We start from the raw sequence: 11,866 nt of genomic DNA, 5'->3' as shown, positions 1-11,866 counted from the left end.
CCGGGTGCGGGCAAGGCCGGCGCCCTTCCTGCAGCCCTAGACCAGCTCGGCATGCCGTGCCCTGCCCTGCAGCCAGCCCTGGGCGAGCGTGAGCCGCTGGACGGTCCGCGTGCCCTCCATCATCTCCAGCCCGGGCACGTCCCGGACGAGCTTGTCGAGGTACGGGTGCTCCCAGCGTGCACCGGGGCCGAGCAGCGCGGGCACCGTGCGGGTGACCTCGTCCGCGAGGTCCAGCGCCGTGGCCTTCGCCGCCGCGGGCAGCGTCCCGTCCGCCGGGTCGGCGTCGGCCCCGCGCGCCGCCTGGAGCACGAGGGCCCGGGCCGCGTGGAGGCGGTCGTCGAACGTCTCGAGCAGCCGGCGCTCGTCGGCCCGGAACGACGACCGCTCGGCCCGCACGTAGTCCAGCGCCGCCTGCGTGACACCCACTGCCAGCGCCGCGACGACGGGCCGCAGCCGGTTGAACGTGCGGACCGCACCGAGGAGCCCGCGGCGCGACGGCGAGAGGTGCCGGCCCAGGGTGTCCTCCGGGCGGAGCGGCACGTCGCGCAGCCGCACCTCGCCGAGCTGCACGGCCCGCATGCCCGTCGTCACGAGCGGGGCGGCGTCGAAGCCCGGGCGCGCGGTGTCGACGAGGTACACCCCGACCCCGAGCGGACCCGGGCGGTGCCGCGTGAACACGACGCCGAGGCTCGCGCGGGCGACGTTGCCGACGTACTTCTTGTGGCCGCGCAGGACGCCTTCTGCGACCACCGCGGTCTCGAGCGCGGCGGCGTCCGAGCCGCGGTCGGGCTCGGTGAGCCCGAAGAACGTCCAGGTGCGCGGCTGCGCGACGTGCCGGTAGAAGCGGTCGCGCTGCTCGTCGTCCGCGAGGTCGTCCACGACGACCCCGGACATCGACGGCCCCGGCGCCCCGACGACGACGGACGCGTCGCCCCACGCGAGCGTCTCCGCGACGACGGCGCGCTCGACGCACGTGCGCACGAGCACGGGCACGCCCCGCACGCGCAGCGGGTCGTCGAGGTAGCCGGGCGGGAAGCCGCCGAGCTGTCGGTAGGGCAGCACACCGGAGTCGAGGAGCGCGTGCAGGGCTCCCGGGTCGGTGTCGACCGCGAGCGCGCGCTCGCGGAGCGCGGCGGCCACGGGGCGCAGGTGGTCCCGCAGCGCGCCGAGATCGACGGTGGTCATGCGTCCTCCCCTTCCCCGCCGCCGGTGGCCGCGGTCGGCAGCGTGCCGCTCGCGTGGCCGAGCAGGTCGATCGTGCGGGACAGCCGGGCCGCCTCGCCGTCGACGAACCCCGAGGCGCCGAACAGGTTGTGGACGGCGCGCGACGCGCGGTCGAGCACCGTGGTGACGCGCGCCAGCGTCGCCGCGGGGACCGGCCCGGCGTCCGCCGGCCCCCCGCGCCCCGCCGGCTCCCCGGGCTCCGCGGTCACGCGCGCCAGCAGGGCCTGCGCCTCCAGGTGCGCGAGCGCCGCGTCCGCGAGGACGAGGCGCACCGGCGGCAGGTTCACCGTCGCCGCGCCGCCGATGCTCCGGCCGCGGAGCCGGTCGACGGCACGGTCGGTCAACCGTTCGCACAGGCCCGTCCGCGCCCACGCCACGCCGACGCGCCACGCGGCGTCCGCGGCACGGGCACGTCGGTCGTCCACCGTCTCGGACGCCGCGCGCCACGCGAGCAGCGGGCCGGCGTCCGACAGCACCTCGCCCAGCAGCACCGACCCGGGCGGCGGGGCGACGGCGTCGGGCAGCAGGACGCACTCGCCCGGCAGCACCGCGACCGGCAGCACCGCGGCGAGCGCGACGAGCGCCGCGACCGCGCCCTGCTCTCGGGCGACGTCGCGCACCCCGGGGACCCCGGTCGCCACGACGTCGGCACCCACCGTGCCCGCGTCTCGCGAGACGATCCCCGTGCTCATGCGAGCACCGCCTCGCGGGCGCGGCCGTCGGTCTCGCGGGACGTCGCGGCCGACCACGGACCGAGGGCGAGCGAGCAGCGGTAGCCGAGCTCGACGCACCGCTCGTGCAGCACGACGGGCGCGTCCGGGGCGTCGTCGTCCGCGAGCACCTCCCAGACGCCCGTCGCCGCGGCCCCGCGGGCGGTGTGCCGCACGACGTCGCCGTCGAGCAGGGGCACGTCGGCGAGTTCCACGTCGACGCCGAGGACGACGCGCCGGGCGTCCGGGCCCACCTTCCGGGGCGCGGCGGACGCCTCCGCCGACGCGCCGCGACCCGCGGGACGCGGACCTCGCGGCACCCGCACGACCGACAGGTCCTCGACCGGCCGCCCCGCGCCGTCGCGCCCCACGACGAGCGCCACCACGCGGTCCCGCGCCGGGACGCGCGTCGCCGTGGGCGGGAGCGTGCACTGCTCGAGGACGAGCACGACGGCCGTCCCACCACGCGCTGCATCGCCCGACCCGCCGTCCGACCCGACGCCCGGCCCGCCGTCGGCGAGCAGCTCGCCCGCGAGCCGCAGCGCGGTGAACGGGCCCGCGACCCCCTGCTCCGTGACGCAGAAGGTGAAGGGGCCGCCGTCGAACAGGTCCGCGACGAACCCGCCGAGGAGCCGTTCGTGCTGAAGGTCGGGTGTCGTCACGACGAGCACGACGAGGCGCACGTCGTCGAGCAGACCGCGCCCGCCGAGGGCCGCGCGCGCGGCGCGGATCATCGTCGGGTAGTCGCGGCCAGGCCCGTCCTCGAGCCAGTCCGTCGGCTGGTCCTCGCCGTAGACGTAGCGCAGGTCCTCCGCGACCGAGCGCCGCGTCCCGTCCCCGACGGGCGCGAGGTCGTCGACCGGGACGTCCACGACCGCCCGTACCCGCAGCCCGTCCCCGCGCGGCCGGGACACCCGCGAGGCTCCGGCGCCGCTGCCCCCGGACGGCACGTCAGTTCCGGGTCGAGTGCTCGACGACGAAGTCCGTCAGCGAGCCGACCGTCTCGAGGTGGTGCTGCTCGAGCGACTCCGGGTCGACCTCCATGTCGAGGGAGTCCTCGAGGGCCATGAGCAGGCCGAGGACGCTCGTGGAGTCGAGGTCGAGGTCGTCGAACAGGCGCGTCGTGGCGGTCACGTCGGGCAGCGGTCGCCCGAGGACGCTCGACAGCGCCTCGACGACGGCCCCCACGACGCGCTCGCGGCCGAGGGCCTCCTGCGGCTCGGTGCTGGTGCTCACGATGGTTCCTCCGGTGGTGGGTCGGCGCCCGCGGGGCGGGCGGTGGCTGGACGACGGCGGACGGGCGGCGGGTCAGGGGACGGCGCCGGCGGCGACGGGCTCGACCCGCGCGCCGAGGTCGTGGAACACCTGGCGCGCGAGGAGGTCGTCGGGCGTGTCCGCGTGCCGGACGAGGAACGTCTCGTCGCCCAGCGTGAGGACCTCGGCCGGGTACCCGTGGCTGAGGAAGTGCACCGGCGACGCCGTCGCGCCGTACGCGCCGGAGCGTTCCACGGCGACGAGGTCGCCCGGTGCGAGGTCGGCCGGGAGGGCCACGGCCTTGCCGATCGTGTCGTTGGGGGTGCACAGGGGACCGGTGACGTTCCACGCGACGTCCTCGGCGGTCGAGGCGGGCCCGACGCGGCGCATGGGGAAGTTGCGCTTGACGAACGACCCGATGCCGACGGCCGCCATGTGGTGGTTCGTGCCGCCGTCGGCCACGGCGAACCGCTCGCCCATGGACTCCTTCACGTACCGCACGCGCGCGACGTACGTGCCGCAGAGCGCCACGAGGTAGCGGCCGAGCTCCATGACGAGGTCGGTCCGGGGGTGGCGCTGCACGAACGCCTCGACGACGGGGTTGAGCGCCGCGGTGAGGACCTCGACGTCGAGGTCGCGCTCGCGCTCGAAGTACGCGACGCCCAGGCCCCCGCCGACGTCGACGAGCTCCAGCGGGAACCGCAGGCGCTCCGCGAGCCGCTCCGCGAGGTCGAAGATCCGCGTCGTGTTCTCGGCGATCGTGCCCTCGTCGAGGATGCGCGTCCCCAGGTACACCTGGACGCCCACGACGCGGGCCGCGGTGAGCCCGGCGCACAGGTCGCGCGCGTCGAGGAGCTGCTGCTCGTCGATCCCGAACTGGCGCGGCTTGCCGCCCATCGTGAGCCCGGAGCCCTTCACGGAGAACGACGGGTTGACGCGCAGCACGACGCGCGCGGGCCGTCCCACCGCCTGCGCGAGCTCGTCCACGAGCGCGAGCTCGGGGAGCGACTCCACGATGATCGCGCGCACGCCCGAGTTGAGGCACGAGACGAGCTCGTCGCGGCTCTTGCCGGGGCCGAGGAACAGGACGTCCTGCGGCGCGACGCCCGCGGCGAGCGCGGTGCGCAGCTCGGCGAGCGACGACACCTCGGCGTTCGCGCCGAGCGCGTGCAGCAGCCCGCAGACGCTGACGTTCGGGTTCGCCTTGAGCGAGTAGAAGATCCCCAGCGCGGGGTGCAGCCGCTCGCGCAGCGCCCGGTAGTTCGCGGCGAGCACGTCGCCGTCGTACACGTACACGGGGGTCCCGTACCGCTCCGCGACCGCGGCGAGGTCCGCGCTCCCGGGCGTCGTCGGCCGGGTCGGCGTCGTGGTCATCGGGCGTCTCCTTCGGTGGGGCGGGCGGAGGGCCGCGAGGCCAGCCGCTCCGTCACGGCGCGGTCGAGGCGGGTCAGGGCCTCGTCGTCGGGCGCGACGAGGAGGCCGTGGAGGCGGCCCGCGAACGTGGCGCCCGGCGTCGGGCCCGGCGCACCCGCGTTGACGGTGCCCGTCCCCTGGACGACGAGGCCCGCCTCGCCGGGGGCGCCCGGCAGCAGGTCCCCGAGGAGGTCGTGGAGCGCCGCGAACGGGAGCGGAGCGTCGAGCACCAGCGGGTACTGGCGCGCGAGCGCGACCCACCCGTCCGGCTGGAACCGCTCCTGGAGCGGGACGGTGTACGTCGACATGTTGCTGCGCGCGTTGATCTCGAGGACGGGCAGGAGCCGACCGTCCGTGCGCACGAGCGCGTCGACCCCGACGAGGCCGTGGAAGCCGTCGGCCGCGAGACGCGTGCCGAGACGCCCGGACAGCTCGGCCAGCGTGTCGACCTGGTCCGCGGGCAGGCGCGACGGGATGCGGTGGCCCTGGTGGACGCCGCCCTCCGTGATCGCCTCCTTGACGAAGTCGAACGTGACCGAGCCGTCGCGCGCGACGGTGAAGTGGTAGTTGAGGTCCGTGGCCTTGTCGGCCCAGACCTCCACCACGACGGCGAGGCGGTCGTCGCCCGAGCGCGCGGCCCGGCGCGCGACCATGCGCACGAGCTGGTCGAGCCGGCGCGGGTCGTCGACGACGAGGATCCCCTTGCCCGAGACGCCGTACGCGTCCTTGACGCCGACGGTCGCGCCGTCCGCGACGAGCCGCGCGGCCTCGGCGCACGCGCGCTCGAAGTCCTCGACGGTCCGGCACGCCCAGCCGCGCGCCTGCTCGACGCCCAGCTCGTCGCACAGGCCGCGGCTGTAGACCTTGCTGTTGACGGTCTTGGTCGTCGCCGCGTCGGGGAGCACCGAGCGCAGGCCCGTCGCCGTCGCGAGGTCCTCCTCGGTCGACGACGTCCCGTGCGCGAGGAGCCGCACGCCGTCCGCCGCGAGCTCCCCGAGGCGCGCGAGCAGCGCGGGCGAGTCGAGGGCGTCGAGCGTCACCGTGCGCAGGGGGTCGCTCGACCCGGCGACGTGCACCGTGGGCAGCCCGACGCCGAGAGCGTCCAGGTGCGCGAGGTGGTCGGGGTCGGGCTCGGCCTTGAGCACGACGTGGTCGCGCGGGCCGGCGAGCAGCAGCGCGAGCTCGTCCATGCGGTGGACGAGCGCAGCCGTCGCCGACGCGCCGCCGACCGTGGGCAGGCCGACCTCGCCGACCGCCCACGCGTCCTCGACCTCGAAGTTCCCCAGCAGCACGAGCGGCGCGTCGGGCGCGCCCGCGAGCGCGCGCTTGGCGCGCGCGAGGAACGGCTCGCGGCCGACCGCCGCCGACGCGTGCGAGGCGGTCCCCGTCACCTGCTCGACCGTCATGCCTGCTCCTTCGTGTCATGGACCGCGTCGCTCTCGGAGCCCTCGGAGGTGTCGGAGCCCTCGTGGCGCAGGACCATGGCGGAGAACGTGGCGCCCAGCCCGACGGCGACCATGAGGAACGGGTCGCCGGGCCGCAGCCGACCCTCGGTGCGCGCCGCGGCGTAGCCGATGAACGAGTCCGCCCCGAAGCAGTGGCCGGTCACCGGGACGTCGTCGAGCCGGACGCGCGCGAGCGGGAGGGCGAGGCGCGCGCACAGCCGCCGCCAGGAGACGCGGTTGACGTTGTGCGGCAGGACGAGCGCGAGGTCGTCCAGCGTGAGGCCCGCGCGCTCGACCGCCTCGAGCACGACCTCGGCCAGCACCTCGGTGTACGCGACGCCGAACGGGCCCGCGAGGTCCTCGGGCAGCGGCACCTGGTGGTACTCGCCCAGCGTGCGGGTCGCGTACGCGAGGACGGGGCTGCCCGGCGTGCGCACCGACCCGCCGACAGGCGGGCCCGACGCCGCGACGAGGCACGCCGCCGTGCCCTCGCCCATGATCGTCGTGCCCTCGATGAGCCGGGAGCCCGGGCTGAACGCCTTCTCGCCCGTGAGCACGAGCGCGAGCGCGTCCGGGTCGCCGTCCGACGCGAGGAGGCGCCCCGCGAGGTCGACCGCGAGCAGCGCCGACGCGCACGCGTGCTGGGTGAGCGTCCACACGACCGCGTGGTCCAGGCCGAGGCGCGCCGCGGCGTCGTGCAGGGGGTTCGCCCCGACCGGGGCGACCGTCGCGATGGTCCGCGCCCCGAGCACGTACCGCACGCGGTGCTCGTTGCCCGCGAGACCGGGCACCGCGCGCGCCGCGGCGACGAGCAGGTCGGTGAGGGTCTGCCCCGGCGCCGTGCACACCTCGCGCAGCCCGAAGAACCGCTCGAACACGCCGAGCTCCAGGTGGTCGAGGCCGAGCTCGTCGGCGAGGTCGCGGATCGGCACGCGCGTCGCGGGCACGTGCGCGCCGACGTCGACGAGGGTCGTCATGCCGCCGTCCCGGGGACGTCGACGACGCTGCGCAGGTGCGCCGCGAGCGCGCGGGGCGTCGGGTTGTCGACGACGGCCTCCAGGTCGAGGTCGACGCCGAGAGCGTCCTCCAGGTCGCCGAGCAGCGCCAGCACCTGGACCGATCCGAGGCCGAGACCGGCGAGGTCGGCCCCCGGGTCCACGTCGGCGGTGGCGACGCCGAGCGCGGTGGCGACGTGGCGCAGCACGAGGTCGTCGAAGGCGTCGTGGCGGGGTGCGGTCATGATCGGGTCCCTGCGAGCTCGGGGTGCGCGCGGGCCCGGGCCGCGCGCAGGGAGTGGAGCTCGGCCAGGTCGCCCCGACCGTGCAGGTCGCGCGCCCGGCCGCGCTGGATCTTGCCGCTCGTGGTCCGCGGCACCTGGCCGGGACGCACGAGGACGACGTCGTGCACCGTGGCGCCCGAGACCGTCGCGAGGTGGGCCGCCATCTGGCGGACGACGGCGTCCAGCTCCTCCTCGGCGCTCGCCGCCCCGTCCGCACGGGCGCCCGGCGTGGGGCGGAACTCCTGGACCGCGCACAGCGTGCCGGGCCGACCGTCCGCCTCGAACACCGCGCCCGGCCGCCCCTCGGCCCCGGGGTGCAGACGGCGCAGCTCGCGCTCGAGGTCGTACGGGTAGAGGTTGCGTCCCGCGACGATGAGGAGCTCCTTGATGCGGCCCGTGACGACGAGCTGCCCGTCGTGCATCGCCCCCAGGTCGCCGGTCCGCAGCCACGGTCCCGTGCCGTCCGCGGCGACGGCGCCGAAGGTCTCCGCCGTCGCGGTCGCCGACGCGTCGCCCCAGTACCCGGCCGCGACGCTGCCGCCGCGCAGCCAGACCTCGCCGACCGCGCCGTCCGGCAGGGTGGCGCCCTCGGCGTCCACGACCCGCAGGTCCACCCCGCTCGGCACGCCGCAGCACACGAGGCGCACGCCGGGGTCGACGGCCGCCGCCGTGGCGTCGGGGAGCGCGGACAGGTACGACGCCTCCGCCGTCACGACCAGGCGGCCGTCGGCGAGCGCCGCCTCGTCCGCCGTGACGACGAGCGGGAGCCGCCTGTCGGGGTACGTGGCGGTCAGCGTCGCCTCCGCGAGGCCGTACCCGGGGCCGTGCGCGGACCCGCGGAAGCCCACGGCCTCGAACCGGCGCGTGAACGCGTCGAGGACGGCGGGGTCGACCGGCTCGGCACCCCCGAGCGCCCAGCGCAGGCGGGACAGGTCGAGCTCGGCGAGCTGGTCGTCGCGCACGCGCCGCGCGCACTGGTCGTAACCGAAGTTCGGCGACGCCGTGACGGTCGCCCCCGTCTCGGTGATGGCGGAGAGCCAGCGGACCGGGCGCTTGAGGAACGACGTCGAGGGCACGACGACCGCCGTCGCCCCGAGGCCCAGCGGCACCAGGAGCATCCCGACGAGCCCGAAGTCGTGGTACCCGGGGAGCCAGCTGCAGAAGACGTCGTCCGGGACGAGGTCGAGCACCGTCGTGAAGGCGTCGTGGTGGTGCAGCACGTTCGCGTGCGTGACCACGACGCCCTTGGGGCTGCTCGTGGACCCGGAGGTGTACTGGAGGAACGCGACGTCCTGCGGGCCGGGGCGGTCACGCCGTGCCGGGCCGTCCGTCGCGCCGTCGACCACGGTGACGACGACCGGGCCGCCGTCGGCCCGCCGCAGCGGCGCGGCCCACTCCGTCGTCTCGGTCGCGGCGGTCGGGTCGACGAGCACCACCGCGGCGTCACAGTCCGCGAGCATGCCCCGCACGCGCTCGCGCTGGTACGCCTGCCCGCCCGGGAGGGGCGACGGGACGGGGACCAGCCCGGCGGAGAAGCACGCGAGGAGCCCGACGACGAACGACGCGGTGGCGGAGTAGAGGACCAGGGCCCGGTCGCCGGGCTGGTGCCGGGCTGCGAGGCGCGCCGCGAGCGCCGCCGCCTGCATGTCGAGCTCGGCGTAGGTGAGCGTGCGCCGCTCCCCCACCTCCGGCACGACGACGACCGCGGCGTGGTCCGGGCGCTCGCGCACGTGGTCGCGGACGAGGTCCACGAGAGTCCGGTCGTCCGGCAGCACGCCCACGTCGCCCCCTGCTCGCCGGCGCCGGGACCGTCCCGACGCACGCGGACACCAGGCAGCACGCACCCCGCCCGGCGGTCCGGGGGAAGCCTCGCAGCGGTTGCTCGCGGTGTAAACAAATTCGGCTGGCCGGAAGAGGACAGAAGCCTTCTCTTGCCCGCAAGCTGTCACATCGGTCCGCACCGCGGGACGACCCGGGACCGTTGCCGGGGTCGACTACAGTCACACGGCGTGACCTCGACGGAGCGGGACCCGGTCCTCGGGGCCCGCCGTTCCGCGCGGGCCCTCGCGCTGCGCCGCGCGCACGACGTCCTCGTCCTCGACGACGGCAGCGAGGACTGTCCGGAGCCGCTGTGGGTCCGGGTCCGCGAGCGCACCCGCCACGCCGCACGCCTCCGGGTCGTGACGCTCGGCGTCGGCGGTGCGGGCGGCGCCCCCGCGGTCGAGCGCCGGGTCGCCACCACCCTCCCGGTGTCGCTCGTCGCCCTCGACGACACCGTCGTGCTCGTGGCGCGCCCCGGCCGCACGCGCGCCGTGACGGACCGCGACGCCGTCGCCGCCCTCCGCGCCCTCGCCGAGTCCGAGTGGGACCGCGCGCAGCCCGACGGCGACGCGCTCGCCCCGAGCGAGGACACGCTGCTGCGGCTCCTCGCCGAGGGCAAGACCGACACCGCCGTCGCCGTCCGGCTCGGCGTCTCGCCCCGCACCGTGCGCCGTCACGCCGCCGGCCTCATGGGGCGGCTCGGCGCCACCAGCCGGTTCGAGGCCGGCGTCCGGGCCGCGCAGCGCGGCTGGATCCGGATGACCGACCGCTAGCGCGCCGCGTCCGCCGCGACCTGGGCGTCGCTGCGCAGGATGCAGAACTCGTTGCCCTCCGGGTCGGCGAGGACGACCCAGCCGCCGCCGTCGGGCGTGCGGCGGTCGGCGACCTGGGTCGCGCCGAGGGCGAGCAGGCGCTCGACCTCCTCCTCGCGCGACCCGTCGGTGGGCCGCAGGTCGAGGTGGACGCGGTTCTTCAGCTGCTTGTCGTCGGGCACCTCGACGAACAGGACGTGCCCACGGCTCTCGGTGGGCGTCGTCGCGTCGGCCGGCGGGACGATCATGCACTCCTCGTGGCCGGGGAGGTTCGGGTCACCGGGCACGTCGGTGTACCCGAGGACCTGGGCCCAGAAGACGGACTGCGCGTAGGCGTCCCGCGCGTCGAACGTGGTGTGGGAGATACGAGAGGTCATGGCGCGACCCTGCCACGCGCTCGCCGCGCGGGCACCGGCTTTTCGGCCCACACTGACCGGCGTGAGCCCACGGACGAGGCACGTCGCATGGACCGGCTGGGACGACGACCCGGACCGCCTCGAGGCGGCGACGGTCACCGTGCGCGGCGACCGCCTGGCCGCGCTCGGCACGTCGCGCGCGACGACGTACGCGACGGCGTGGGCGCTGCGCACCGGGCCGGGCTGGGTGACGGAGCACCTCGACGTGTCGGTGCGGGGCCTCGGGTGGTCGCGGCACCTCGACCTCGTCCGGACGCCCGACGGCGCGTGGCGGGCCGACGTGCGCGAGACGGGGACGCCGCCGTCGGGCCTCGCCGCGCCCGGGGTGGCGGACCCGGCCACGCTCGACGGGGCGCTGGACTGCGACATCGCGCTCTGCCCGGTGACGAACACGATGCCGATCCTGCGGCTCGGCCTGCTCGGGGACGACCCGCCGGCGCACGAGACGCACCTCGTCATGGCCTGGGTCGAGGTGCCGTCGCTGCGCGTCCTGCGCAGCGACCAGGTCTACGCGGCGCGCGAGCCGCTCGACCCCGCGACCGGGCAGGGCGTCGTCACGTACACGAGCGCGACGCGGGACTTCACGGCCGACCTCACCGTCGACGCCGACGGTCTGGTCGTCGACTACCCGGAGCTCGCGCGCCGCCTCTGACCCCGCCGACCACGAGGTTGCCGTCGTTCTCACGTCGAGAACGACAGCAGGGTCGTGCTCGACCGGGGGCAGGGTCGTGGTCGGCGAGCCGAGCCCCCGTCAGTCGTGCGGAGGGCGGCGCAGGCGCTTGACGTCGGTCCGCCGCTTCTTGGCGGCGATCCGCCGCTCGACGGACCCACGCGTGGGCCGCGTCGCCCGCCGGGTCGGCCCGGGCGGTGCGACGGCGGCCGCCAGCAGCGCCGCGAGCCGGGTGCGCGCCGCCTCGCGGTTGCGTCGCTGCTCGCGGTGCTCCGACGCCGCGACGGTGACGACGCCGTCCACGACCCGCCGCCCCAGGCGGTCCAGCATCCGCGCCCGCTGGGCCTCCGTGAGCACCGCCGACCGTGCGACGTCCCACGACAGCTCGACGCGCGAGTCCGTCGTGTTGACGCCCTGCCCGCCGGGCCCGGACGAGCGCGAGAACCGCCACGACAGCTCCGCCTCGGGCACGACCAGGCTGGTCGTCACGCGCAGGCCGGGGCGGGCGTCGTCGGGCATCCGTCCATCGTGCCCGACGACGGTCCCCGAGCCCCAGCGGAATCCGCCGGACCTGGCGCCCTGGCCGCCGGGCAGCCCGGGCCGCTCGACGCGCGGGACGACCCGTCCGACCTGCAAGATCACAGCGCGCCCACCTTGACCTCAACCGTGGTCGAGGTCCTAGCGTGGCTGCATACCGACGGAAGGAACCTGAGGAACCATGCCTGTCTACACTCTCCCCGAGCTGTCCTACGACTACGGTGCGCTCGAGCCGCACATCTCCGGGCGGATCATGGAGCTGCACCACTCCAAGCACCACCAGGC

At 76.3% G+C, this 11,866-nt stretch carries 13 protein-coding genes and 1 pseudogene; 3 read left to right on the top strand and 11 right to left on the bottom strand.

Annotated features, from left to right (window positions below; all coding sequences use genetic code 11):
- Positions 1 to 36: 36 nt before the first annotated feature.
- The 9 genes from ABIE39_RS17915 to ABIE39_RS17875 all read right to left on the bottom strand — a co-directional run bounded on the left by ABIE39_RS17915 (position 37) and on the right by ABIE39_RS17875 (position 9,106).
- A complete protein-coding gene (locus ABIE39_RS17915) occupies positions 37 to 1,185 on the bottom strand; it encodes an acyl-CoA dehydrogenase family protein (protein ID WP_354052883.1) in 1,149 nt (382 codons plus the stop codon).
- On the bottom strand, positions 1,182 to 1,916 hold the full coding sequence (locus ABIE39_RS17910; protein ID WP_354052881.1) for an acyl-CoA dehydrogenase family protein: 735 nt from the start codon (positions 1,914 to 1,916) through the stop codon (positions 1,182 to 1,184). Before ABIE39_RS17910 ends, ABIE39_RS17915 begins: the two co-directional genes overlap by 4 nt.
- Complete coding sequence (locus ABIE39_RS17905) at positions 1,913 to 2,848, bottom strand: hypothetical protein (RefSeq protein ID WP_175010154.1); 936 nt, start codon at positions 2,846 to 2,848, stop codon at positions 1,913 to 1,915. Before ABIE39_RS17905 ends, ABIE39_RS17910 begins: the two co-directional genes overlap by 4 nt.
- Before the next feature lie 37 nt (positions 2,849 to 2,885).
- Positions 2,886 to 3,170 (bottom strand): acyl carrier protein, encoded by a 285-nt coding sequence (locus ABIE39_RS17900; protein ID WP_021482864.1) that lies wholly within the window; start codon positions 3,168 to 3,170, stop codon positions 2,886 to 2,888.
- 72 nt (positions 3,171 to 3,242) lie between these two features.
- Positions 3,243 to 4,562, bottom strand: coding sequence for a type III PLP-dependent enzyme (locus tag ABIE39_RS17895; RefSeq protein WP_354052880.1), 1,320 nt, complete (start codon positions 4,560 to 4,562; stop codon positions 3,243 to 3,245).
- The gene (locus tag ABIE39_RS17890; RefSeq protein WP_209829401.1) at positions 4,559 to 6,007 is read right to left on the bottom strand and encodes a preATP grasp domain-containing protein; all 1,449 of its coding nucleotides are present in this window, start codon (positions 6,005 to 6,007) and stop codon (positions 4,559 to 4,561) included. Before ABIE39_RS17890 ends, ABIE39_RS17895 begins: the two co-directional genes overlap by 4 nt.
- Positions 6,004 to 7,023 (bottom strand): 3-oxoacyl-[acyl-carrier-protein] synthase III C-terminal domain-containing protein, encoded by a 1,020-nt coding sequence (locus ABIE39_RS17885; RefSeq protein ID WP_209829400.1) that lies wholly within the window; start codon positions 7,021 to 7,023, stop codon positions 6,004 to 6,006. Before ABIE39_RS17885 ends, ABIE39_RS17890 begins: the two co-directional genes overlap by 4 nt.
- Complete coding sequence (locus tag ABIE39_RS17880; protein ID WP_354052878.1) at positions 7,020 to 7,286, bottom strand: acyl carrier protein; 267 nt, start codon at positions 7,284 to 7,286, stop codon at positions 7,020 to 7,022. The genes ABIE39_RS17885 and ABIE39_RS17880 overlap by 4 nt, the downstream gene beginning before the upstream one ends.
- Entirely contained in the window at positions 7,283 to 9,106 is a 1,824-nt protein-coding gene (locus ABIE39_RS17875; protein ID WP_354052876.1) for a fatty acyl-AMP ligase, read from the bottom strand. Before ABIE39_RS17875 ends, ABIE39_RS17880 begins: the two co-directional genes overlap by 4 nt.
- Before the next feature lie 228 nt (positions 9,107 to 9,334).
- Between ABIE39_RS17875 and ABIE39_RS17870 the strand changes: the two genes are divergently transcribed.
- Positions 9,335 to 9,919, top strand: coding sequence for a helix-turn-helix transcriptional regulator (locus ABIE39_RS17870; RefSeq protein ID WP_354052875.1), 585 nt, complete (start codon positions 9,335 to 9,337; stop codon positions 9,917 to 9,919).
- Here the strand turns inward: ABIE39_RS17870 and ABIE39_RS17865 are convergent.
- Positions 9,916 to 10,335, bottom strand: a complete 420-nt coding sequence (locus tag ABIE39_RS17865) for a VOC family protein (RefSeq protein ID WP_175010160.1) — start codon at positions 10,333 to 10,335, stop codon at positions 9,916 to 9,918. The genes ABIE39_RS17870 and ABIE39_RS17865 overlap by 4 nt on opposite strands.
- Before the next feature lie 61 nt (positions 10,336 to 10,396).
- Here ABIE39_RS17865 and ABIE39_RS17860 point away from each other — a divergent pair, with 61 nt between their 5' ends.
- A complete protein-coding gene (locus ABIE39_RS17860) occupies positions 10,397 to 11,026 on the top strand; it encodes a putative glycolipid-binding domain-containing protein (protein ID WP_354052873.1) in 630 nt (209 codons plus the stop codon).
- A gap of 99 nt (positions 11,027 to 11,125) precedes the next feature.
- On the opposite strand, the gene arfB is transcribed toward ABIE39_RS17860, so the two are convergent.
- Positions 11,126 to 11,563, bottom strand: coding sequence for an alternative ribosome rescue aminoacyl-tRNA hydrolase ArfB (arfB, locus tag ABIE39_RS17855; RefSeq protein ID WP_175010162.1), 438 nt, complete (start codon positions 11,561 to 11,563; stop codon positions 11,126 to 11,128).
- A 199-nt stretch (positions 11,564 to 11,762) separates the two neighbouring features.
- Between arfB and ABIE39_RS17850 the strand changes: the two are divergent.
- Positions 11,763 to 11,866: pseudogene (locus ABIE39_RS17850) on the top strand (superoxide dismutase); the annotation flags it as partial.

The organism is Cellulosimicrobium sp. 4261 (assembly GCF_040546915.1).
In the GTDB taxonomy this organism is placed as follows: Bacteria; Actinomycetota; Actinomycetes; order Actinomycetales; family Cellulomonadaceae; genus Cellulosimicrobium; species Cellulosimicrobium cinnabarinum.
This window is presented reverse-complemented; position numbering and strand designations above follow the sequence as displayed.